The 21,915-nt window shown below is 62.0% G+C and carries 20 protein-coding genes; 6 read left to right on the top strand and 14 right to left on the bottom strand.

Going from position 1 to position 21,915, the window contains the following annotated elements; genetic code table 11:
* Positions 1 to 2: 2 nt before the first annotated feature.
* Positions 3 to 986, top strand: a complete 984-nt coding sequence (dgcA, locus tag NKH83_RS20290; RefSeq protein WP_254820177.1) for an N-acetyl-D-Glu racemase DgcA — start codon at positions 3 to 5, stop codon at positions 984 to 986.
* Here dgcA and NKH83_RS20285 read toward each other — a convergent pair.
* Both NKH83_RS20285 and NKH83_RS20280 read right to left on the bottom strand, forming a co-directional pair.
* Positions 957 to 2,174, bottom strand: a complete 1,218-nt coding sequence (locus tag NKH83_RS20285) for an MFS transporter (RefSeq protein WP_352806946.1) — start codon at positions 2,172 to 2,174, stop codon at positions 957 to 959. The two genes, dgcA and NKH83_RS20285, sit on opposite strands and share 30 nt — an antisense overlap.
* Positions 2,175 to 2,301: 127 nt before the next feature.
* Positions 2,302 to 3,123, bottom strand: a complete 822-nt coding sequence (locus NKH83_RS20280) for a UDP-2,3-diacylglucosamine diphosphatase (RefSeq protein ID WP_352645534.1) — start codon at positions 3,121 to 3,123, stop codon at positions 2,302 to 2,304.
* A 120-nt stretch (positions 3,124 to 3,243) separates the two neighbouring features.
* Here NKH83_RS20280 and NKH83_RS20275 point away from each other — a divergent pair, with 120 nt between their 5' ends.
* On the top strand, positions 3,244 to 4,023 hold the full coding sequence (locus tag NKH83_RS20275) for an SDR family oxidoreductase (protein ID WP_352806943.1): 780 nt from the start codon (positions 3,244 to 3,246) through the stop codon (positions 4,021 to 4,023).
* A 142-nt stretch (positions 4,024 to 4,165) separates the two neighbouring features.
* Here NKH83_RS20275 and NKH83_RS20270 read toward each other — a convergent pair whose 3' ends face one another.
* Both NKH83_RS20270 and NKH83_RS20265 read right to left on the bottom strand, forming a co-directional pair.
* Positions 4,166 to 4,831 (bottom strand): hypothetical protein, encoded by a 666-nt coding sequence (locus tag NKH83_RS20270; protein ID WP_352806940.1) that lies wholly within the window; start codon positions 4,829 to 4,831, stop codon positions 4,166 to 4,168.
* 24 nt (positions 4,832 to 4,855) lie between these two features.
* Positions 4,856 to 6,256 carry a selenium-binding protein SBP56-related protein gene (locus NKH83_RS20265; protein WP_352806937.1) on the bottom strand — a complete coding sequence of 467 codons (1,401 nt, stop codon included), beginning with the start codon at positions 6,254 to 6,256 and terminating at the stop codon, positions 4,856 to 4,858.
* Positions 6,257 to 6,654: 398 nt separating this feature from the next.
* Between NKH83_RS20265 and NKH83_RS20260 the strand changes: the two genes are divergently transcribed.
* Positions 6,655 to 8,979, top strand: coding sequence for an NADP-dependent malic enzyme (locus tag NKH83_RS20260; protein ID WP_254820171.1), 2,325 nt, complete (start codon positions 6,655 to 6,657; stop codon positions 8,977 to 8,979).
* A gap of 12 nt (positions 8,980 to 8,991) precedes the next feature.
* Here NKH83_RS20260 and NKH83_RS20255 read toward each other — a convergent pair whose 3' ends face one another.
* Positions 8,992 to 9,612, bottom strand: coding sequence for a DUF1287 domain-containing protein (locus NKH83_RS20255; protein WP_352806933.1), 621 nt, complete (start codon positions 9,610 to 9,612; stop codon positions 8,992 to 8,994).
* Positions 9,613 to 9,870: 258 nt separating this feature from the next.
* Between NKH83_RS20255 and NKH83_RS20250 the strand changes: the two genes are divergently transcribed.
* On the top strand, positions 9,871 to 11,073 hold the full coding sequence (locus tag NKH83_RS20250; protein WP_352806931.1) for a DUF2865 domain-containing protein: 1,203 nt from the start codon (positions 9,871 to 9,873) through the stop codon (positions 11,071 to 11,073).
* On the opposite strand, the gene gltX is transcribed toward NKH83_RS20250, so the two are convergent.
* The 5 genes from gltX to NKH83_RS20225 form a co-directional block, all read right to left on the bottom strand.
* A complete protein-coding gene (gene gltX / locus NKH83_RS20245) occupies positions 10,991 to 12,364 on the bottom strand; it encodes a glutamate--tRNA ligase (RefSeq protein WP_352806928.1) in 1,374 nt (457 codons plus the stop codon). The two genes, NKH83_RS20250 and gltX, sit on opposite strands and share 83 nt — an antisense overlap.
* Before the next feature lie 133 nt (positions 12,365 to 12,497).
* Positions 12,498 to 14,303, bottom strand: coding sequence for an ABC transporter ATP-binding protein (locus NKH83_RS20240; protein ID WP_352806926.1), 1,806 nt, complete (start codon positions 14,301 to 14,303; stop codon positions 12,498 to 12,500).
* A gap of 382 nt (positions 14,304 to 14,685) precedes the next feature.
* Positions 14,686 to 15,099 (bottom strand): GNAT family N-acetyltransferase, encoded by a 414-nt coding sequence (locus NKH83_RS20235; RefSeq protein WP_352806923.1) that lies wholly within the window; start codon positions 15,097 to 15,099, stop codon positions 14,686 to 14,688.
* A gap of 26 nt (positions 15,100 to 15,125) precedes the next feature.
* Positions 15,126 to 16,808 carry an NAD+ synthase gene (locus NKH83_RS20230; RefSeq protein ID WP_352806920.1) on the bottom strand — a complete coding sequence of 561 codons (1,683 nt, stop codon included), beginning with the start codon at positions 16,806 to 16,808 and terminating at the stop codon, positions 15,126 to 15,128.
* 65 nt (positions 16,809 to 16,873) lie between these two features.
* The gene (locus NKH83_RS20225; RefSeq protein ID WP_352806917.1) at positions 16,874 to 17,587 is read right to left on the bottom strand and encodes a DNA-3-methyladenine glycosylase I; all 714 of its coding nucleotides are present in this window, start codon (positions 17,585 to 17,587) and stop codon (positions 16,874 to 16,876) included.
* A gap of 83 nt (positions 17,588 to 17,670) precedes the next feature.
* Between NKH83_RS20225 and NKH83_RS20220 the strand changes: the two genes are divergently transcribed.
* Both NKH83_RS20220 and NKH83_RS20215 read left to right on the top strand, forming a co-directional pair.
* Entirely contained in the window at positions 17,671 to 18,234 is a 564-nt protein-coding gene (locus tag NKH83_RS20220) for a DUF1003 domain-containing protein (protein ID WP_254820163.1), read from the top strand.
* Positions 18,231 to 18,818: a DedA family protein gene (locus NKH83_RS20215; RefSeq protein WP_352636793.1), complete on the top strand. Its 588-nt coding sequence runs from the start codon at positions 18,231 to 18,233 to the stop codon at positions 18,816 to 18,818. The genes NKH83_RS20220 and NKH83_RS20215 overlap by 4 nt, the downstream gene beginning before the upstream one ends.
* Before the next feature lie 3 nt (positions 18,819 to 18,821).
* On the opposite strand, the gene NKH83_RS20210 is transcribed toward NKH83_RS20215, so the two are convergent.
* From NKH83_RS20210 to NKH83_RS20195, 4 genes are all read right to left on the bottom strand, one after another.
* Positions 18,822 to 19,409: a hemerythrin domain-containing protein gene (locus tag NKH83_RS20210; RefSeq protein WP_352806913.1), complete on the bottom strand. Its 588-nt coding sequence runs from the start codon at positions 19,407 to 19,409 to the stop codon at positions 18,822 to 18,824.
* 102 nt (positions 19,410 to 19,511) lie between these two features.
* Positions 19,512 to 19,871 carry a diacylglycerol kinase gene (locus tag NKH83_RS20205; protein WP_254820160.1) on the bottom strand — a complete coding sequence of 120 codons (360 nt, stop codon included), beginning with the start codon at positions 19,869 to 19,871 and terminating at the stop codon, positions 19,512 to 19,514.
* A 77-nt stretch (positions 19,872 to 19,948) separates the two neighbouring features.
* Complete coding sequence (locus NKH83_RS20200; protein WP_352806910.1) at positions 19,949 to 20,368, bottom strand: GFA family protein; 420 nt, start codon at positions 20,366 to 20,368, stop codon at positions 19,949 to 19,951.
* A gap of 125 nt (positions 20,369 to 20,493) precedes the next feature.
* Positions 20,494 to 21,867 carry a class II 3-deoxy-7-phosphoheptulonate synthase gene (locus NKH83_RS20195; RefSeq protein WP_254820158.1) on the bottom strand — a complete coding sequence of 458 codons (1,374 nt, stop codon included), beginning with the start codon at positions 21,865 to 21,867 and terminating at the stop codon, positions 20,494 to 20,496.
* Positions 21,868 to 21,915 lie beyond the last annotated feature (48 nt).

Here is a 21,915-nt window from a genome sequence, read left to right as displayed (position 1 = left end):
ATATGGCGCGTGTCATTTCGGTCGAGGCCGAGCGCTTTCCGATAGCCGGAACCTTTACCATTTCGCGCGGCTCGAAGACCGAAGCGGAGGTGATTTCCTGCGCCATCACCGAAAACGGCCGTACAGGACGCGGCGAATGCGTTCCTTACAAGCGCTATGGCGAGACCATGGAGGGTGTGCGTGGCGCGATAGAGGCGATGCGCAGTGAGATCGCGCACGGCATCAGCCGCATCGCCCTGCTCGGTGCCATGCCTGCCGGCGCGGCACGCAACGCCATCGACTGCGCGCTCTGGGACCTGGAAGCGAAGATCAGCGGAACACCGGTGGCGCATACGATACGAACCGTTCCGTTACGACCGCTTGAGACGGCGTACACATTGTCGCTCGCCGAGCCGGAAGCGATGGCGGCGCAGGCCCGCGCCAACGCCCAGCGCCCGCTGCTCAAGGTCAAGATCGGCGGCGACAACGACATCGCCCGCATCCGCGCAGTGACGGCGGCGGCACCCGACAGCCGAATCATTCTTGATGCCAACGAAGGCTGGACGAACGACAACATCGTAGAAAACCTCGCCTTTGCCGCTGCGCAAGGTATCGCCTTGATCGAACAGCCGCTGCCGGCGGGACATGACGGTATTCTTCGCCACATCGCGCATCCGGTGCCGATCTGCGCCGACGAAAGCGTGCACGAGGCGAAGGATATTGGAGCGCTTGTCGGCCTCTACGACGCCATCAACATCAAGCTCGACAAATCCGGCGGCCTGACCGCAGCACTCGTGCTTCGCGACCGCGCCCGCGAACTGGGTCTTGGCGTTATGGTCGGCTGCATGGTCGGCACATCGCTTGCGATGGCGCCGGCCGTTCTGTTGGCGCAGGATGCCGATTTCGTCGATCTCGACGGTCCGTTGCTGCTAGCCCGCGACCGCATTCCCGGTCTCGTCTATCAAGGGTCGCTGGTGTCACCGCCCGAGCCGGCGCTGTGGGGCTGAACGCGCCGCAAGTCCGATCAGCGCCAGGCCCGTCAGGGTGATCGGGATCATGGCAAAGAAGCCGTTCGCGCCGAAGCGGTCGTAAAGAGGACCGGAAATGAGCGTCGCCACCGCCATGAAGAAGCCGTTGGAAAAATAGGCGATGCCTTGCGCCGCCCCGGTGCGTTCTTCCACGACCGTCTCACCGATCATCTTTTGCAGGCCGATCAGCACCAGCGCCACCGAAACCGCGTGCAGCGTCTGGATCGCGAAAAACCCGCCAACGCCAAGTCCAAGCGGCCAGATCAAAGGGAAGGCGATCCAGCGCACGATAGCGCCTGTCCCGGCAATCAGCATGATCGACACGATCGAGAAGGAGGCGAAAGCCCGAGTGAAGACGACGAACATGCATATCTCGGCGACGACGCCCCACCCCCAGAGCAGCCCAACAACCGAATCGCTGATGCCGATCGACTTCCAGTAGATCGACACGAAGCCGTAGAGAAACGCGTGGCTGGCGGTGATGACGCCGACCCCGGTCGAAAAATAAAGAAAATACGGGTTGAGGAGTTTTGATGCCGATTGCTGGATGTCGGCAGCCGAAAGCGGCGAGGCGCGGCGCGGGCGGCCGAGGCGCGGCGCAATCAGCCCGGCGGCTAGCGCGGCGCATAACGACACGAAGATGATCACCGGGACAGCCTGAGCACCGCTCGCCGACAAGATGAAACCGCCGGCGAGATTGGCACAGAGATAGGAGATCGAGCCCCATTTGCGCATGCCGGCGTAGTTCGAGCCGAAGCGGCGAACACCAGAAAGGGCGAGTGAATCGGCAATCGGCGAATGCGGCGTCCAAACGACCGTCAGCGCCAGGGATACGGCAAGTACCATTGCGTAGGTCGGCGGCAGGAGGTAGCCGGCGGACAGGATCAGCGATGCGGCGACCAGCGCAACATAGACATTGGCGCGATCGCTCGCTTTGTCTGCCAGCGCGGTAAGAAAAGGCGTCGTTGCCACACGCAGGAACATCGGCGCGGCGAGGATCACGGCTATCTGCTCGGCGTGGAACCCCTTGGCCTGCAGCCACAGGGGAAAATACGGCACATGCGTTCCGAGCGGCACGAAGAGCGTGAAGAAGATCAAGCTCATGCGCAGTTCGAAATGGCGTGGCTTGACGAGCTGTTCGGGCGAAAGCGGCGGCAGCGAGGACATTGACAGGCGATCCGTCGGCACGGCATTCAGCCGGGTCGGCCCACCACACCTGCCGCTGCATAACACGGCGAAAAAGTCGATGAAACCGCTGGACTAACCGATTGAAGCGAGGGGGGCCGGGTTTTGGTCAAGCCGCCTGGACTGCCCTGCCCTTGATGTCGATCGGCACGAGCACCTCGCCGCCGACCGGAGTCTCCGGCAGGACATGCGCCCAGTGCAGGATCTCCATCCGGCCGTCAAAATGCTCGACCACCGCCGTGCAGCTCTCCACCCAGTCGCCGGTGTTGATGTACTGCACGTCCTCGTAGCTTTCGATCGCGGCGTGGTGGATGTGCCCGCAGATGACGCCGTCGACGTGCGAGCGGCGCGCCTCCTCGGTCAGCACGGTCTGGAACGAGCCGATGAAATTCACCGCCTTCTTGACCTTGACCTTGGCCCAGGACGAGAACGACCAGTAAGGCAGGCCGAGCACCTGGCGCAGGCGCGTGATGACGCGGTTGACCAGCATCGCCGCGTCATAGGCGTAATCGCCGAGATAGGCGAGCCAGCGCGCATTGTGGACGACGGTGTCGAACTGGTCGCCATGAATGACAAGAAGGCGTTTGCCATCGGCAGTCTCGTGGATGGCGCGGTCGGCGACGACAATGCCGCCGAAATGCACGCCCTGGAACTGGCGCGCGAACTCGTCGTGATTGCCGGCGATGTAGGTGATGCTGGCGCCCTTGCGCGCCTTGCGCAGCAATTTCTGGACGACGTCATTGTGGCTCTGCGGCCAATGCCAGCTTCGTCTCAAGCGCCAGCCGTCGACGATGTCGCCGACGAGATAGATGATATCGGCATCGTGATGGCGCAGGAAATCGATCAGGAACTCGGCCTTCGCCGCTTTCGATCCGAGATGGACGTCGGAGATGAACATGCTGCGGAAAGTGCGGGGCTCTGCGCCGGACATCATTTGTCACCGTTGCTTTCGCGTGAGGCTATGCCCCGATTCATGCAACAACCGTATGACGGTTGCGATTGGTCCAGCCATCCGGATAGGTTGCCGCGGCAATCAGAGGAGAAAATCACCATGGATCTCGGCATTCGCGGCAAGAAGGCCATCGTCTGTGCTTCGAGCAAAGGCTTGGGACGGGGCTGCGCCATGGCACTGGCGGAGGCAGGCTGCGATCTGGTCGTCAATGGCCGCAGCGCCGACGTGCTGGCCAAAACCGCCGCTGAACTGCGGGAGAAATTCGGCGTCAAGGTGACCGAGATCGTCGGCGACATATCCAAGCCCGATGTCCAGCAGGCGCTGCTTGCCGCCTGCCCCGATCCCGACATCCTCGTCAACAACAATGGCGGTCCGCCGTTTCGCGATTTCCGTGCGCTCGACCGCGAAAAGATCCTCGAGGGCGTCACCCAGAACATGGTAACCCCTGTCGAACTGGTTCAGGCCGTGATCGACGGCATGGCGGCGCGCGGCTTCGGCCGCATCGTCAACATCACCTCACTGTCCGTCTATGTGCCTATCCCCGGCCTCGACCTGTCGTCCGGCGCCCGCGCCGGCCTCACCTCGTTCCTCGCCGGCGTCGCGCGGACGGTGATCGACCGCAATGTGACGATCAACAACATGCTGCCGGGAAAACTAGACACCGACCGGCTGCGCGGCCCGCATGAACCCGGCAGTGTCGAGGATCCGGCGGCCGCTGCCGCGCGCAAGGCGCAAGCAGCAGCCAATGTTCCGGCCAAACGGCTCGGCACGCCGGAGGAGTTCGGCCAGATCTGCGCCTTCCTGTGCTCGGTCCATGCCGGCTACCTGACCGGGCAGAACATACCGGTCGACGGCGGCCTCTACGTCAGCGCGTTCTAGTGGTAGAAATCCAAACGCTTGGTTACCCTCTGGACGGCGGAAGAACGACCCTTTGCGGTTGTTGGGTGCGAGCGCCGCATGATGCGATCTGACCTTTCCTGACATTCGCAGAAGGGAGAATTCCTTTGCCAATGGATGCAACCTAGCGAGCGAATCCGATACTCGCGATCCCAATTCCGCCCACCAGGATCAGGCTCACGGCCCACACAGTGTCGAGATTGAACCAGCTTTGTGAGATGAACTTGGGTCCGAGCCATCGATAGACGGCAATGGCGATAACACCGCCACTTACAATCATCGCGGCCGTATGGACCACGGAGACGGCGGTGGCGGTGATCAGATTACCGGCCATGAGCGTGGTAGCCGCCTGGTGTCCAACATCGAGATCGCCTGCCTGGCACAGGCCGAGATAAATCGGCACCAGCATCAGTCCGGCGCCATGCGCGGTGGCGGCCGCGAAGGACCACAAGGCCAATTGCGCCGGCGGGATACGGGCAAGAACACGCGGGTGGCGCCGGTTGATCAGGAGATAGATCCCGGCTGCGATCACAATCAACCCCGCCGCGATGCGAATCTGTCGTTCCCAGACGATGAGCGTCAGCATCGCGCCGAAGGGCAGCAGGATACCGATCATCGCCACAAAGTGGCCTATTGCCAAAAGGCCGAGCGCCCGAAACAATTCGCCGGCACGTCTGTCCAAAAGGCCGGCCGAAACGGCCAACGGCCAGCCCATGCCAGGATTGATGCCGTGATAAATGCCGCTGGCGACGACGGCCAGCCAGAGACCGGCCGTCGTCCACTCGCTCATCGCTTCATTGACCCGGGCAGTCGGTTACACCGACGGATAGCAGAACGAATCCGTCGAGCAATCGCCGCCTTCCAGACGAATCTGGTGCGAGCGATACCCCTCGGGGAACTCGACATAAAAGTCCTTGTCCAGGGTGATTCCACCGTTCTCGCCGACATTGGCCTTGACCATGGCTGCCGGAATACCATCGCGATAGAACTGGTCGTCCCAAGTCGAATACAGGGAGTTGGTCCAGTAAACGCGTTTGCCGTCGCGGCTGATCTCGACCATTTGCGGTCCGCCCCTGTAGTCGCCGCCGCCGGGATGCTTGGTCTTGCGCGTGATGCCGCCAATATGGATGGACCCTGCAAGCTTAGGCTTCATCGGATCGGTCACATCGTATTGGCGCATCTCGCCGGTGCCCCAGCAGGATACGTACAGGAATCGGTCATCGAGCGACAGGTCGATGTCCGTTACTAGCGGCGGCACCGCCTCGAAGCCCTGAAGCAATGGCGGCAGGTCATCCTTGGCGGCTGCCTCGGGCGGGATGGTCGCCGTCTTTTCGCAGTGGAATTTGCCGCCCTCGCGCCACCAGGTCCAGATCGATCCCTCGAGGTTTGTCGTGTCGACGACCACTCCAAGGAAACCGTATTCCTTGACCGGGTCATGGGCGGGGCGGACTTCCAGCGCCATCTGGTGGTTGGCGCCCAGATCGATGGTCTGCACGTTCCTGCGTTCGCGCAAATTCCAGAAATGCACCCGGTGTCCATATTTGTTCGACAAGAGGTCTTCAGGCACGATGCCCTGCTCGAACTGGGGCGGAAGGGCCCACTCGCTCGACACCATGTAGTCGCGTGGCAGGTTCCACCAGAAATCATACTGCTTGTCCTGCGGCCCGCGATCGATCTCGTAGCGCCCGATGACGTCGAACGTCTGGCAATCCATGACGAAGATGCCGGGAGGTCCGTCGGTGCCGTCAGGGCCACCGCCCCCAAGCGTCGAGACATAAATACCTTCCGGACCGCAGTGAATCGTATGAGGCCTGGAATAGCCCGTCTTGGCAAACACTTCTTCTGGCTCGATGACCTTGTGGATCTTGGCCTTGGTCGGTCCGCCCTTGGTGTCTATGACGTAAATGCGCGAAGATCGAATACCGGGAATGATCAGAAAGCGGCGCTCGAGAAACGGGTGACCATTCAGCGGCGAAAGGGCCGAAGAGCACGCGTTCCAGCCGAAATGGTGAAACTCGTCGCCCTTGTTCGGCATTGTCACGCTATTGACGACCTTGCCGTAGTCCTTCGACTTCGGGTTTACGTCAATTATGGCTAGTCCATCTGGCTGAGAGAAGTCGGGACTCAACATCAAAGTGTAGGCAAAATTTTCGACTGGCGCCTGCATTGCGAGCTTGGCAGTCGCGTGGAAAGTCGGGTCTGGCCGTACAGTCATTGTCGTCCTCCCTTGGCAGGTTAAGCAGTCCGACCGACAATCAGGGGCACGATCTGTGATGCGTTTGGATGTCCGCCGAAAACGTCGGGGCGCTTTGTTGTTCGCACGCTATTTCGTGCGACTTTTCGAAGAATCTCACGGATTTTGGAGAACTGCAATGTCGACTTGTTTCGCCGCGGGGCCTCTGTGAGCGACGAGCGCCACAAGACATTCGAACTGGGCGGCGTACCTCGCCGCAGCACCCCGCCTATCGCCCCAACATCTCAATGGCAGACCGCACAGGAGGGCAGGGTGCAAGCCGCAAGCTCGCGCTTGCGACATATCACCTCTCGAAAAGCCTCGGCTGCATGCTAAGAGACTCAAAACACCAAACGGACTGAACTGAGGAGGCGGCCGTCATGACAGGCGAAAGCAAGAAGGCGGCCCGATCCGACCTCGACGAAGCGGCGCTCTATTTCCATAAGCACCCCCGTCCCGGAAAGCTTGAAATCCAGGCGACGAAGCCGCTGGGCAATCAGCGCGACCTGGCGCTTGCCTATTCGCCGGGCGTCGCCGCCCCCTGCCTTGAAATCCGCGACGACCCGGCAACCGCCGCCGACTATACAGCCCGCGCCAATCTGGTCGGAGTTGTCACCAACGGTTCGGCGGTGCTGGGCCTCGGGAATATCGGTCCGCTCGCCTCCAAGCCGGTGATGGAAGGCAAGGCGGTGCTGTTCAAGAAGTTCGCCGGCATCGATGTCTTCGACATCGAGATCGACGCACCGGGCATCGAGCGCATGGTCGAAACGATCTCGGCGCTGGAACCAACCTTCGGCGGCATCAACCTGGAAGACATCAAGGCGCCCGAATGCTTCGAAGTCGAGGAGCAGTTGAAAGCCCGCATGGGCATACCAGTCTTCCATGACGACCAGCACGGCACCGCCATCATCGTCGCCGCCGCCGTGCTCAACGGGCTGGAATTCGCCGGCAAGTCCATCTCGGACATCAAGATCGTCACGTCGGGCGCTGGTGCTGCGGCGCTTGCCTGCCTCAACCTGCTGGTCTCGCTCGGCGCGCGGGTCGAAAACATCTGGGTCACGGACCGGTTCGGCGTCGCCCATAAGGGCCGCGTCGAGGAGATGGACCGCTGGAAAGACCCTTATGTGAAGGACACCGAGGCGCGTACGCTGGCCGACGTTCTGCCCGGCGCCGACGTGTTTCTCGGCCTGTCTGCCGCCGGCGTGCTGAAGCCGGAATTACTCCACCACATGGCGCCAAAGCCGCTGATCCTGGCGCTGGCCAATCCCAATCCCGAAATCATGCCGGAAGCAGCACGGGCGGCGCGGCCCGACGCGATGATCTGCACCGGCCGCTCCGATTTCCCCAATCAAGTCAATAACGTACTCTGTTTTCCTTACATCTTCCGTGGCGCGCTGGATTGCGGCGCAAGCGCCATCAACGAAGAGATGAAGATGGCTGCTGTGCGAGCGATTGCAGCGCTCGCCCGCGAAGAGCCGTCCGACGTTGCCGCGCGTGCCTATTCCGGCGAGACGCCGATCTTTGGTCCGGAGTTCCTGATCCCCTCGCCTTTCGATCCGCGGCTGATCCTGCGCATTGCCCCTGCTGTCGCCAAGGCAGCTTGCGAGACCGGCGTCGCGACCCGGCCGATCACCGATTTCGCCGCTTATATCGACAAGCTGAACCGCTTCGTCTTCCGCTCCGGCCTGGTCATGAAGCCGGTGTTCTCGATGGCCAAGACGTCGAGCGCCAAACGCGTCATCTATGCCGACGGCGAGGACGAGCGCGTGCTTCGCGCCGCCCAGGTCGTGCTCGAGGAAGGCATTGCCGAACCGATCCTGATCGGCCGCCCGCATGTCATCGAGGTGCGGTTGAAACGATACGGGCTGCGCATCAAGCCGGGCGTCGATTTCGGCTTGATCAACCCGGAAGACGATCCGCGTTACCGCCACTATGTCGACCTTTTGATCGAGCTTGCCGGCCGGCGTGGGGTGACGACGGAAGCCGCGCGCACCATGGTGCGCACCGACAATACGGTGATCGCGGCCCTTGCCCTGAAGCGCGGCGACGCCGACGCCATGGTCTGCGGGCTCGAAGGCCGTTTCGAGCGCCATTTGCGCAACGTAACGCTGATCATCGGGCCGCGCCCCGGCATTAGGGATCGCGACCTGTCGACGCTGTCCATGCTGATCTCGCAGCGCGGCATCATTTTCCTCACCGACACCCATGTCTCCGTCGATCCGACCGCCGAAGAAATTGCGGAAATGACCGTTTTGGCGGCCGAGGAAATTCAGCGTTTCGGCATTGAGCCCAAGGCAGCGCTGCTGTCGCATTCTGATTTCGGCTCCCGCGATTCGCCAAGCGCCATGAAGATGCGGCAGGCGGCGGCGATCCTGGCGCGCATCGCGCCCGACCTGCAATGCGACGGCGAGATGCATGCCGACTCGGCACTATCGGAGCAGCTGCGCCAACGCGTCTATCCGCATTCGCGGCTGAAGGGCGAAGCCAATCTGCTGGTGTTTCCCAATCTCGATTCGGCGAACATCACGCTGACCGCGCTGCGCACGATGATGGACGCGCTGCATGTCGGCCCGATCCTGCTCGGCACCGACAGCCCAGCGCACATATTGACACCGTCGGTCACCTCGCGCGGCGTCGTCAACATGACGGCACTGGCAGTGGTCGAAGCCGCGCATAAGGCGCAAGCCATCGTCGATCTGGGCTAGCGATGGGCCTTCTCAGACTGGCTTGAACCGGAAATGCCCTGTCTGCCTGAAGGCAAACAAAGTGTCCTCTTCTCTGGCGCCGCCGCCGATGTTGTGAATAACCAGCCTTCTTGTCGGCACCACAGTGGAGTGATTGGACGACACGATGGCAATATGCGACAGATTGCTGGGCAGCATCTGGGCGACGAGATCCCCAGGCCGATAATCGGCGGGGTCTTGGCTGACGGGCAAGGCAGCACCGCGCCGCTCGAAATAGACCGCAAGATTAGGCACACGGCGGTGGTCGATGTTGCGGTCGGGCGCCTTCAAGCCCCAAGCCTTCGGATAGGCGGCGAAATTGACCCGCATATCCTCATGCACCAATTCTTGCAGGTCGAGATCGAAGGCGCGGCGATAGGCACGGATCACGACATCCGTGCACACACCCCGCTCTGGCTCAACGTCCCCGCCCGGATAGGCCAGGCGCGTATAGGTCGGATCGTAGAGCGTGGTGACGCCGATCTGCTCACGAGCGGCTTCGACCAATCTGGTGCCCCAATCCGGCGTGACGAGCTTTTCCTGCGCCATGGCGACCGGCATCGCCAGGCATAAAAGACCAAATTGCACCGCGGCTCGACGGGTAATCGAGGTCATCCCAAGCCTCCGGGCATTACTGAATCCAGGCATTCTTCTCGGCGAATACGCCTTTTTCGTGCAACGCCAGGATGTCGCGGTACTGGCTCTGTCCGAAAAGGCCGTGGGGGGTGGTCGGCATGACAGCCCTCGTCGTGATCGCGCACAGGCGCAAGCCATCGCCGATTTGAGCCGAAGCCGGAATCGGCGGTATGCTAAACGAACGGTTAACCGCGAGCGCGGTAGTTCTGAATGACAGGCAGGTGGAGGTCCGGAGGGATGACGGGCGCACATTGCAAGCTGACGCGGGCAGCCGCGCTGCTCGGCGTCCTGCTACTGTGCGGCATTGCCGTCACTCAGTCGCAGGCCGCTTCGCGCCTCTGCCGCCAGCTTGAAGCCGATCTTGGCGCCGCTTCTCGTGGTGGCGGCGGCAAGCCGGGCCTGCTCAGGAAATACGACGACGCGATCGTCCGGCAGCGCCAGCAGATTTCAAAAGCCGTCAGCCAGTCCAGCAGCGCCGGCTGCGGCTTCTCGCTGTCTCGCCGCAACGCCAACGCATGCGCGGCACTCGACGCCACCATCGATCGCATGGCTGCCAATCTCGACGCCTTGCAGGCCAAGCGCAGTGAGCTTGCCGGCGGTGGTTCGCGACGCGATCGCGCGCGCATATTGGCCTCGCTTGACGCCAATGGCTGCCGCGATGATGCGGCGTCGACGCCCACACCTGACCGCGAAGCCAGCCGTGAAAACGGCAACCGAAGCCTGCTCGACCAGCTTCTGGGCAGTGAACCTGGTGCGCCCGACCAGCCCGAAGAGCTCGACCAGGCTGAAGAGCTAAGTCAGCCGCGCAACATCCGCAGCATCCTCAACAACGCCGACGAGTTGGGCCAGCCGCGACGCGAATTCCGCACCATGTGCGTGCGGACCTGCGACGGCTATTTCTTCCCGATGTCGAATGCTGCCTCGCTGGGCGATTTCGAGCGCGACCAGAAGAACTGCGAATCGAGCTGCCCCGGCACCGAGATGCAGGTTTTCTACACGCGCGGCATGAACGACGATTCGGCGTCGATGACGTCTTCAGTGACCGGCAGGCCTTATATCGAACTGTCGACGGCCTACCTTTACAAGCAATCCGACACGCCCCGGCCGCCGACCTGCGGCTGCAATGCCGTGCAGAATTTCCAGATCATCGCCGGCAACCCGCCAACCCCGGCACAATCCAAGGCGAGCGTGGAGACCACCCCGTTCATTCCGCTGCCGGTTGCCAAGCCTGATCCGGGCGCCGACCCGGAGACCTTGGCCAATTCGCAAGGCGGCCTCAACCGTGAGGCGATCAGACGGCTTGCCGCCAAACCTGTGCCCTCGCCGACGTCGCTGCCGCCGCCGGAGCAGCGCAAGGTCAGGGTCGTCGGGCCAACGTTCCTTCCCGACCCAGCAGCGGCAACAGATCTGCAAGCTCCGGACCGGAAGACTGTCCCGTAAGCGCCAGCCTGAGCGGCATGAACAGGGCCTTGCCCTTGCGGCCGCTCGCCGCTCGGATCTTGCCCGTCCAGTCCTTCCAGACAGTGCCGTTCCAAGGCTCTTCCGGCAGCAGCTCGAATGCCTGGCGAAGAAAGTCGCGGTCCTCGTCGGAAAACTCCGCCGGCTCCTCTGGACCGTCTCGAAGCGTACGCCACCAGATCGCCGCATCGGCCAGCCTGTCGAGATTGCCGCGCACCGCCAGCCAGAAAGGCTCGGCCTGTTCGCCGGAGATGCCGAGCACGATCAGCCGGTCGCGTGCCTCTGAAAACGGCATGTGGTGCAGCAGCGTGCGGTTAAGCACGAAGAGCTCGTCCGGGTCGAATTTGGCGGCGGATTTCGATGTTGCAGCCGGATCGAAGCGCTCGGCCAGCTCGGCCATCGCCGGCACCGCTATGACGTTTTCCGAGGTACCGACGAGCACCGCCAGCGAAGCCACCGCCATCGGCTCGATGCCGCTCTCACGCAGGCTCTGGATGGACAGCGCGCCGGTGCGCTTCGAAAGTCCCTCGCCTGATGCCGTTGTCAGGAGATTGTGGTGGCCGAACGCCGGCGGCTCCGCGCCAAGCGCTCGGAACAGGGCTATCTGAACGCCGGTATTGGTGACGTGGTCGTCGCCGCGAATGACATGGCTGACGCCCATGTCGATGTCGTCGACAACCGAAGGCAATGTATAGAGGTAGGTGCCGTCCTCACGCCGCAGAACCGGGTCTGAAAGCGAGGCGAGGTCGACGGTTTCTTCGCCGCGCACCAGGTCGTTCCAGTGGATTTCGGTGCGCTCCGGCTGCAGCGGATCACCGGTGAAGTTGGGCAGCAGAAAGCGCCAGTGCGGCCGCCGCCCATCGGCCTCATATTCCGCCACCTGCTCAGCTGTCAGCGTCAACGCCTCGCGGCCATAGACTGGCGGCAGGCCACGCGTGCGGCGCACCTTGCGCCTCAGGTCGAGCTCTTCGGGCGTCTCATAGCAAGCATAGACGAGGCGCGCCTCCTTCAGCCTCTCCAGTGCGGAATCGTAGATTTCCACGCGCCGCGACTGGTACTCCGTGGCGTCGGGGAAGATGCCCAGCCAATGCAGGTCATACAGGATAGCGTCGGAAAACTCCTGCGTCGAACGGGCAACGTCGGTGTCGTCGAAGCGCTGGATGAAGCGGCCTTTGTTCTTGATGGCGAACAGCCAATTGAACAAAGCGGTGCGCGCATTGCCGATATGGATGCGGCCGGTCGGTGACGGGGCGAAACGGACGGTAACTGTCATGAGGGGGGCGTACCGGATGGTTTTGCTGTTGACAAGACGCGCCCCCGCGCTCGGCGGCAGACATAGAACATGACAAAGGCGAAGAAAAGACTGCAGCGCCGCTCGTATATCAAGACGTGGGGCGCCGCAACCGTCAGATCACCAGGCCTTTGGTCAGTTCAAGCGCCTGGCGTTCGAACAGCCGGCGGTAGATGCCGCCTTGCAGCCGGATCAGCTGGTCATGCGAGCCCTCTTCGACGATGCGGCCGCGATCGAACACCAAAAGCCTGTCCAGCGCCCGCACCGTCGACAGCCGGTGGGCAATTACCAGCGTCGTGCGGCCGACCATCAAGCGCTCCATCGCCTGCTGGATCAGCACCTCCGATTCCGAATCGAGGCTCGACGTTGCCTCATCCAGGATGAGAATGCGCGAATCGGCAAGGAAGGCGCGTGCGATTGCAACACGCTGACGCTCGCCGCCCGACAGCTTTACGCCGCGCTCGCCGACCAGCGTGCCATAGCCTTTCGGCAAATTGGCGATGAAGTCATGCGCGCTGGCCAACCGCGCCGCCTGCTCGATCTCGGCCTGCGTGGCGGCCGGCCGGGCATAGGCGATGTTTTCGGCCAGCGACCGGTGAAACAGGATCGGCTCCTGCTGGACGATTGCGATCTGTGCGCGCAGCGACGCCTGCGCCACCTTGGCAATATCCTGGCCGTCGATCAGGATATTGCCCGCAGTCACGTCGTAGAGGCGCTGGATCAGCTTGACGAATGTCGTCTTGCCGGAGCCCGAATGGCCAACCAACCCAACCCGTTCGCCCGGCGCGATATCCACCGAAAAGTCGCGATAGAGCGGCAGGCGGTGGCTGCCATAATGGAACGTTACATTGTCGAAGGTGATACGGCCATCGGTGATCCGGATCGGTTTGGCTCCGGGCCGATCCTCGATGCCGAGTGGTTCGGACTGGAAGTCGACCAGTTCCTCCATGTCGTTGATCGAGCGCTGCAGATTGCGGATATGCGTGCCGATGTCGCGCAGATAGCCTTGCAGCACGAAGAATGAGGTCAGCACGAAGGCGACATCGCCGGCGCTCGCCTGCCCCCACGACCACAAAAGCAGGGAGAAGCCGATGACAGCTGCCCTCAAAAGCAGCAGCATCGTTCCTTGCGTGGTGCCGTTGACGGTGCCGCGCATCCAGGTGCGGCGCGTGCGACCGCGCCATTTGGCGACGACCTCGGCAAGCCGCGTCTCCTCGCGTTCCTCGGCGCCAAAACCCTTGACCACGGCGTTGCAGCTCACCGCATCGGCCAGCGAGCCGCCAAGCCGTGTATCCCACGCATTGGCAAGCCTTGCCGCAGGCGCGACATAGCCAAGCGACAGCATCGTCGTCACCGCGATGAACAGAACCGAACCGGTGGCGACGACAGCACCCATCAGCGGCCAGAACCAGCCAAGCAGCAGCGTCGAGCCGACGAGCATGACGACCGATGGCAGCAGCGCGATCAGGATCGTGTCGTTGAGCAGGTCGAGCGCCCACATGCCGCGCGTTATCTTGCGCACCGTCGATCCGGCGAAGCTGTTGGCGTGCCAATCGGTGGAGAAGCGCTGTACGCGGTGGAAGGCGTCGGCGGCGATATCCGCCATCATCTTCAACGTCAGCTCGACAATGGCCATGAAGGCGAGATTGCGCAGCACGACACCGGTGAGCGCCAGGGCAACCAGCATCGAAAAGGCCGCCATCGCCGCGTTCCACGCAACATCGTCGGCCGCAGCACTGCTGGCGACGGCATCCACCAGCCGGCCGGAATAGAGCGGCGTCAGCACGTCGGCCAAGGTCGACAGCAGGAACGTGCCCATAATGCCGGCAAGCCGCCACGGCTGACGCCGCCAATGGCTGAGCGTGAAGCCAAGAACGCTGCGAAAGGCGCCCGCGCGCAAATCTATTCGAAAACGAGCCATGATGTCATTCGGGCACAAACGAGCCCGATCCCACGAAAGTAGAAATTGAAAAACCGCGTTGGCGCCGTTTGGCGCCCGGAGATGCGGAGGTTTGGCGTATTTGGCGGCCCTGTAGAGGGCGGCGACCGGCAGCGGCAAAATACCTGCCTTGGGTTCAGCCTTGCCGCGAGGCTATGTCGCGGCGCACTGACCAAGACCTAGGCTTCGCGGCCTCGCATAACGATCTCAAATCCTGGCATTCGGTTCCTCCTGAAGGGGAATCGCGGAGAGGCGTTTATAGAGACGCCTCAACGCCGCGCCAAGTCAGTAGATAGCCCAAAGCGCATCTGGTCCAAGCAGTGAGACGATTTTGCAACAACGGCCGGTTGTACGCCGCGTCTGTTCAAATTGCCGGCATACGGTCGAGGCGCATATAGCGGCCGTCGGTGGAAGGCCTGAAGCCGAGCTTCTCGTAAACCGCATGGGCGCCGTTGGTCGACAGGCTCCAATGCGTGACAGTCTTGCAATCGGGATGATCGATAAGCGCCTGGACAAGCCGGGTTCCGATGCCTTGCCCGCGATACCCGGGCCAGACAATGATGTCGGCGAGATAGGCAAATACCGTACGGTCGGTGATCGCCCGACCAAAGCCGACCTGATTGCCGCCGACATAGGCGCCGACGCACAGTGAATTGGCAAAGGCGCGGCGGTGCAGTTCATCGCTGCGGCCGCTGCCCCAATAGCTCTCCTTCAAGATGTCGGACGTCGCCCGGAAGTCGATCTGCGACATGTCAAAGCTGATCTCAAAGTTGGCCATGGCTAAACCGTTATGCAGCCAATCGCCTACCCGCCATCCCTGAACCGGTTGGTAATGGGATAGCGGCGGTCGCGGCCAAAATTCTTCCTGGTGATCTTCACGCCGGGCGCCGCCTGCCGGCGCTTGTATTCGGCGACATAAAGCAGGTGCTCGACGCGCGTCACCGTCGCCCGGTCATGGCCGCGTGCAACGATCTCGTCGACGCCCATCTCGTTCTCGACCAGGCACTCCAATATGTCATCGAGCACCGGATAGGGCGGCAGCGAATCCTGGTCGGTCTGGTTCTCTCGCAGTTCCGCCGAGGGCGCCTTGTCGATGATATTATTCGGGATCACCTCGCCGGACGGGCCTAGCGCGCCCGGCGGCACATGCGCGTTGCGCCAGCGCGATAACGCATAGACCTGCATCTTGTAGAGGTCCTTTATCGGGTTGAAGCCGCCATTCATGTCGCCATAGAGCGTGGCGTAGCCGACCGACATCTCGCTCTTGTTGCCGGTAGTGACCACCATCGAGCCGAACTTGTTGGAAATCGCCATCAGGATGGTGCCACGGGCCCGGCTCTGCAGGTTTTCCTCGGTGATGCCTTCCTTGGTGCCCTCGAAAAGCTGCGTCAGTGTGTGCAGGAAGCCCTCGACCGGCTCGAAGATCGGCACGATATCGTAGCGGCAGCCGAGCGCGCGGGCGCAGTCCTCGGCGTCCTTGAGCGAGTCCTTCGAAGTGTAGCGGTAAGGCATCATCACGGCGCGCAGCCGCTCCTCGCCCAGCGCATCGACGGCAAGTGCCGCGCAGATCGCCGAATCGATGCCGCCGGAAAGGCCAAGCACGACATTCTTGAAGCCGTTCTTGTTGACGTAGTCGCGCAAGCCCAACATGCAGGCGCGATAGTCGGCCTCCTCCTTTTCAGGGATTTTCGACATCGGTCCGTCAGAGCAGACCCAGATGTCATTCTTTCGCTTCCAGGTGGTGACGTTGACCGTCTCCTCGAACTGGCTCATCTGGAAGGCCAGCGTCTTGTCAGAACCGATGGCAAACGATGCGCCGTCGAAGACCAGTTCGTCCTGGCCGCCAAGCTGGTTGGCATAGATGATCGGCAGTCCGCATTCGATGACCTGGCGGATGACGATCTGGTGGCGGACATCGACCTTGCCGCGATAGTAGGGCGAGCCGTTCGGCACCAGCAGGATTTCGGCGCCGCTTTCGGCCAGCGTCTCGCAGACGGCAACTTCGCCCCAGATGTCTTCGCAGATCGGCACTCCCACGCGCACGCCGCGGAAATTGACCGGCCCCTGGATCTCGGGGCCGGCCTGGAAGACGCGCTTCTCGTCGAACTCACCATAATTCGGCAGATCGAGCTTGTAGCGTTCGGCAAGGATTTTGCCGCCATCAGCAAAGATGATCGAATTGTGCGTGCCGGTCTTGCGCTTCAACGGCGTGCCGATGATGAAGCCCGGGCCGCCGTCGGCGGTATCGCCGGCGAAATCCTCCGCCGCCCGCTCGCACGCCTTCAGGAATGCCGGCTTCAGCACCAGATCCTCAGGCGGATAGCCGGCAAGGAAAAGCTCGGTGAACAGCACGAGGTCGGCGCCTTGGCGGGCGGCATCCGCCCTCGCCTCGCGCGCCTTGGCGAGATTGCCGGCGACGTCGCCGACCGTCGGATTGAGCTGGGCGACGGCGATGCGCAATATGTCTGGAGCGGTCCTGTCTGTCATGCCCGTGGGTTTAGCGCGGCAAAATTCGTCGGGCAATGGCGTTCGTTTGGACCAAACAATCGATCCTATTCGCCCATATATTCGCGCAAGGCTTCCGGCGGATGGTTCTCGCCGATCGACATTGCCAGAATGCGTGAAATGTGTCGGTGCGGCAGCCCGGTTTCCGCCGCCCAGGCGTTGATCTGCGCCTGGATCCTGCCCAAATCCCTCTTCGACGTCGGGCTCTCCGCAATGTCGAATCCGGCATCGCGCAGTGCGGCCGCCATATCGGCCGAGACAACAAAAGCGTCCCACTCCAGCCAGCGCAGAAAATACTGACCGGTATTGCCGCCGAGCCGGCTGCCGTGCTTGCCGAGATAGGCCATCAACCCGACCTGGTCATCCGCCGGCCAATCGGCCAGGAACTTGCCGAAGCTGCCGTGCTCCTTCGACACACGCTCGACGAAGGCCGCGTTGTCGCGTACGGATTTGATCTTCTGCGGATTGCGCACGATGCGCTTGTCGGCGGTGAGATCGTGCCAGAAATCGTCAGGCTGGAACAGCAGCCGCTTCGGCTCGAAGCCAAGAAATGCTTCCTCGAAACCCGGCCATTTCTGCTCGATGACGCGCCAGACGAAGCCGGCGGCAAAGACCCGCTCAGCCATGGTCGACAGGATCCGGTCATCCGCAATCTTTGCCACCGCGGCATTGTCAGGCATTGGACCCAGCAGCGACGTAAGGGCTGCCTCACCGCCTTTGCGTTTTGCTGCACGGGCGCGAATTTTCTGAAAATCCACCATTGTTTCCTGATCCCATCGCGTCAATCTACCACTTCCCGTATGAACCGGCAGCTTCTACCTCATCGCTGACGACGGAGGCGACGATGAACAAAACGATCGAGGACCTGGCAAGCCGCTGGCTGAAGCGAAAGCCGGACGGCCTCAGCGCGCTCGAAAGCCGGGTACTGCAATCTACGCTCGAGCGCACCACGATCTCCAAGGACACCAACAAGGCCGTCGCCTTTCACCAGACGTTTGGAGATCGCCTGGCCGACACCATCGCCCGGATCGGCGGCTCGTGGTCCTTCATCCTGGCATTCATTGGCTTCCTGATCCTGTGGACGGCAGGCAATGTCTGGCTCTTGTCGAGCGCGGCCTTCGATCCCTATCCATTCATCTTCCTCAATCTCGTGCTTTCCATGGTTGCCGCCCTGCAGGCGCCAGTGATCATGATGGCGCAGAACCGCCAGACCGAGCGCGATCGAATCGACGCCGCCCACGACTATGAGGTTAATCTCAAGGCCGAGATCGAGATCATGGCGTTACACGAAAAGCTCGACGAACTGCGCCACAGCCAGATCATCGGCATGCGAGACGAGATCGCCCGGCTGGCCGAGCAGGTGAAGCGCATCGACGACATTCTGTCGAAGCAGCGAACGTCTTCATGACGGAAGCCATCCATCGTCTCATTGAGCAATATGGGTTGGTCGCGGTTTTCCTGGGCTGCGTGGCCGAGGGCGAAAGCGCCGCCATCCTTGGCGGTTTCTTCGCGCATCAGCATGTCTTCGTCCTGTGGCAGGCTTTCCTCGCGGCAGCGCTCGGCGCCTTCGGTGGCGACACGTTCTTCTTCATCTTGGGGCGGAGCTTCGCCGACCATAAATTCGTGATCAGGCTCCGTGCCCGGCCGGGCTTCAGCCACGCCTATCGTCTCGTCACCTCTCATCCCAACATCTTCGTGCTGTCGAACCGCTACATCTATGGCCTGCGCCTGGTCGGTGGTATCGCGGCGGGGCTGTCCGGCATCGCCGCGGCGCGTTTCGCCATCCTCAACGCCATCTCATCGGTGGTCTGGGCGGCGCTGTTCTGCACGGTCGGTTATGTGTTCGGGCTGGGTGCCGAGCGCATCGTCGGCCAGGCGCTGGCCCGCCACGAGCGGCTGCTGATCGCTCTGGCAATCGGCCTCGTTGTGGCTATCCTCGGCTGGCTGGCGTCGCACTTCCTCGCCAAGAAGGAGCTTCGCAAGGGAAGCTGATCGTCAATCTATGCCGAGCGCACGGTCACCCTTTTCCAGGATCAGCGGGATGATCAGGTCTTCCTCGTCGGCAAGATGCCTGGTCAGCATGGCGATCAGCCGGCTGTTCTCGTCGGCATAGGTGTCGGCGGCGAAGCGCTGCTTGACCTCGCTCTCCTGAAGCGTGCGGATGAAGGCATTTGCCGCCTCGGCATTGCGCTCCAGTCCCTCATGGATTGTGTGGTGATCGGCATCGAGAATCTCGAAGCCGCGCTTCAGACGGGTCTCGGCCCTGGCGAAGACCGGGAAATAATGATGGTCCTCGACATTGTGATGGCCGTCGAGATTGCCGAGGAAATGGTTGAGGCGCGGCGCGAACCAGCGCGCGAATTCCGGCGCGTTCAGCCTACCTTCTCGATAATCGCCGATACCACTGGTGAGCATGTCGCCAAGCTCGCGGAACATATCGTGCCGCCGCAGCCACATATTGGCCACGCCGTGAATGTTGGCATGCGCCTGCCAGATCTCGCGCGGATATTTTTCGGCCAGCCAGCACAGATCGTCCGGCAGGCCCTCACGTTCAAGCAGCAGAAATCCGGCGGTATTGGCCATGTCGGTCCCCTCAGACCATGATCCCGAAAAGTGGTACCGGTTTTTCGGAAGAGATCATGGTCAAAACGAGAAATGCAGTGACGGCATGTAGTGTCTGAAACGTCAGATCGGTACCCCGAGGATCCGCTCGACGATCGCGACGCCCCAGACGCCTGCAGCGATTACCACCGAAATCAGCACCGCCAGCGAACCGCAATCCTTGGCCAGTTGGATATCGATGTTGAATTCACGGCTGAACGCGTCGCATGCCGCCTCGATGCCGGTGTTCAGCACCTCGATCATGATCATGAGCAGCACCGCGCCGATCAGCAGCGCATAGCCGCGCCACGATTCCGAAAGGAACCAGCCGAGCGGCAAGGCAAGCACAAGCAGCGTCAGCTCGAGCTGGAAGGCCTCCTCGCTGGCGGCCAGTTTGCGAAACGCCCGCACCGAGTTGTAAAAAGCGTCGATCAGCCGCTGCATGCCAAAACCCTTCGGAATCACCGGCAGGGGATTAGCGCAATGGCTGGACCAAGGGAATAAGGCGACCTCTTCAAAAATCAGTCGCCTGCCACCTTGATCGACGGCGTTGACTTCTCGAACTGCGGCAGCCCGTCGTCGACCGCGTAATAGTCGCCCTTGTCGCCGACGAAGATGTGACATTCCCCTTGAAGTCCGGTTGGCGCGTCGAACAGCCCGGCCAGGACTGAAACATAGCCATCATCCGTCGGCTTCCAGAACAGCAGCGAGCCGCATATCTTGCAGAAACCCCGTCTGGCAAACGAAGATGCCTCGTACCAGGTGATGCTGTCCGCGCCCGTGATTGTGATGTCGGGGTCGGCAACATTGGTTGCAGCATAAAAATGCCCGCTCTGCTTCCGGCACTGCGAGCAATGGCAGTAGATAACACCGCGCAGCGGTCCTCGTGTCTGGAACCGCACTGCCCCGCACAAGCATGATCCGGTGTGACTGTCAGCCATATCGGCCTCCCGATGCAATTGCCGTCGCTTCGCAGGATTCCAGTTTTGCGTGCGTTAGGCACGAGCAAATGCGACACCGGCCGGACGCGTTTCGCTGACCACCTCGATGATCGAATACGTTCTAATCAGCCGTTGACGGCCTGCTTGTGCTGGACCGGATGGCTCTTCTTGAGCAGATCGGACACCAGGAACGCCAACTCGATCGCCTGGTCGGCGTTGAGGCGCGGATCGCAATGGGTGTGGTAGCGATCCTGCAATTCTTCGGCGGTGATGGCGCGGGCACCACCGGTGCATTCGGTGACGTTCTTGCCTGTCATCTCGATGTGAATGCCGCCGGGATGCGTGCCTTCGGCGCGGTGCACCTCGAAGAACGTCTGCACCTCCTTCAGGATGCGGTCGAACGGCCGTGTCTTGTAGCCGGCGGCCTCGATCGTATTGCCATGCATCGGGTCGGAAGACCACACCACACTGCGGCCTTCCTTCTGTACCGCTCGCACCAGCTTCGGCAGATGGTCGGCGACCTTATCGGAGCCGAAACGAGCGATCAGCGTCAGCCGGCCGGGCTCGTTCTCCGGATTGAGCAGATCGATGAGCTGCAACAGGCCGTCGGGCGTCAGCGACGGCCCGCATTTCAGCCCCAGCGGGTTCTTGATGCCACGGCAATATTCGACATGCGCATGGTCGGGTTGGCGCGTGCGATCGCCGATCCAGATCATGTGGCCAGAGGTGGCGTACCAGTCGCCCGAGGTCGAATCGACGCGAGTCAGCGCCTCTTCATAACCGAGCAGCAGCGCCTCATGGCTGGTATAGAAATCGGTCTCGCGCAGCGCATAATTGGTCTCCGAGGTGATGCCGACGGCCTTCATGAAGTCCATCGTCTCGGTGATGCGGTTGGCGAGCGATTCGTATTTCTCGCCCTGCGGGCTGTCGGAGACGAACCCGAGCATCCATTGATGCACGTTCTCCAGGCTGGCGTAGCCGCCCTGGGCGAACGCACGCAAAAGGTTGAGCGTCGCCGCCGACTGGCGGTACGCCATCTCCTGTCTTGCAGGATCGGGAATACGCGACTTGGCATCGAACTCGATGCCGTTGATGATGTCGCCGCGATAGCTGGGCAGCGTCACACCGCCCTTGGTCTCATTGTCGGACGAGCGCGGCTTGGCGAACTGGCCGGCGACACGGCCGACCTTCACCACCGGTTGAGCGCCGGCGAAGGTCAGTACCACCGACATCTGCAGGAAGACGCGGAAGAAGTCGCGGATGTTGTCCGCGCCATGTTCGGCGAAGCTCTCGGCGCAATCGCCGCCCTGCAGAAGGAATGCGTCACCGGCAGCGACGGCTGCAAGCTGCTTCTTCAGCTTGCGTGCCTCACCTGCAAAAACCAGCGGCGGAAAGGTGGCGAGCTGGGCTTCCGTGTTCCTCAGCGCGGCAAGGTCCGGATAGGCAGGAACCTGCTGGATCGGCTTAGCTCTCCACGAATTCGGCGACCATTTCGTCATCGAAGCACCTAACGCTCTTTCACGCGGACGCCATCGCCCGCCAATCCG

It is taken from the genome of Mesorhizobium sp. M0909 (assembly GCF_040319515.1).
Taxonomy (GTDB): Bacteria; Pseudomonadota; Alphaproteobacteria; order Rhizobiales; family Rhizobiaceae; genus Mesorhizobium.
Note: the sequence above shows the minus strand (reverse complement) of the source record. Positions and strands in the feature narration are given on the sequence as shown.

Coding starts and splice junctions, on each gene's coding strand:
- NKH83_RS20210 (WP_352806913.1), bottom strand. CDS start 19,409: ATGGCCAATACCGCCGGATTTCTGCTGCTTGAACGTGAGGGCCTGCCG.
- NKH83_RS20275 (WP_352806943.1), top strand. CDS start 3,244: ATGGATCTCGGCATTCGCGGCAAGAAGGCCATCGTCTGTGCTTCGAGC.
- NKH83_RS20270 (WP_352806940.1), bottom strand. CDS start 4,831: ATGAGCGAGTGGACGACGGCCGGTCTCTGGCTGGCCGTCGTCGCCAGC.
- NKH83_RS20265 (WP_352806937.1), bottom strand. CDS start 6,256: ATGACTGTACGGCCAGACCCGACTTTCCACGCGACTGCCAAGCTCGCA.
- NKH83_RS20200 (WP_352806910.1), bottom strand. CDS start 20,368: ATGGCTGACAGTCACACCGGATCATGCTTGTGCGGGGCAGTGCGGTTC.
- NKH83_RS20235 (WP_352806923.1), bottom strand. CDS start 15,099: ATGGCCAACTTTGAGATCAGCTTTGACATGTCGCAGATCGACTTCCGG.
- NKH83_RS20225 (WP_352806917.1), bottom strand. CDS start 17,587: ATGGTGGATTTTCAGAAAATTCGCGCCCGTGCAGCAAAACGCAAAGGC.
- NKH83_RS20205 (WP_254820160.1), bottom strand. CDS start 19,871: ATGCAGCGGCTGATCGACGCTTTTTACAACTCGGTGCGGGCGTTTCGC.
- NKH83_RS20260 (WP_254820171.1), top strand. CDS start 6,655: ATGACAGGCGAAAGCAAGAAGGCGGCCCGATCCGACCTCGACGAAGCG.
- NKH83_RS20240 (WP_352806926.1), bottom strand. CDS start 14,303: ATGGCTCGTTTTCGAATAGATTTGCGCGCGGGCGCCTTTCGCAGCGTT.
- NKH83_RS20215 (WP_352636793.1), top strand. CDS start 18,231: ATGACGGAAGCCATCCATCGTCTCATTGAGCAATATGGGTTGGTCGCG.
- NKH83_RS20230 (WP_352806920.1), bottom strand. CDS start 16,808: ATGACAGACAGGACCGCTCCAGACATATTGCGCATCGCCGTCGCCCAG.
- dgcA (WP_254820177.1), top strand. CDS start 3: ATGGCGCGTGTCATTTCGGTCGAGGCCGAGCGCTTTCCGATAGCCGGA.
- NKH83_RS20220 (WP_254820163.1), top strand. CDS start 17,671: ATGAACAAAACGATCGAGGACCTGGCAAGCCGCTGGCTGAAGCGAAAG.
- NKH83_RS20250 (WP_352806931.1), top strand. CDS start 9,871: ATGACGGGCGCACATTGCAAGCTGACGCGGGCAGCCGCGCTGCTCGGC.
- NKH83_RS20195 (WP_254820158.1), bottom strand. CDS start 21,867: ATGACGAAATGGTCGCCGAATTCGTGGAGAGCTAAGCCGATCCAGCAG.
- NKH83_RS20285 (WP_352806946.1), bottom strand. CDS start 2,174: ATGTCCTCGCTGCCGCCGCTTTCGCCCGAACAGCTCGTCAAGCCACGC.
- NKH83_RS20280 (WP_352645534.1), bottom strand. CDS start 3,123: ATGTCCGGCGCAGAGCCCCGCACTTTCCGCAGCATGTTCATCTCCGAC.
- NKH83_RS20255 (WP_352806933.1), bottom strand. CDS start 9,612: ATGACCTCGATTACCCGTCGAGCCGCGGTGCAATTTGGTCTTTTATGC.
- gltX (WP_352806928.1), bottom strand. CDS start 12,364: ATGACAGTTACCGTCCGTTTCGCCCCGTCACCGACCGGCCGCATCCAT.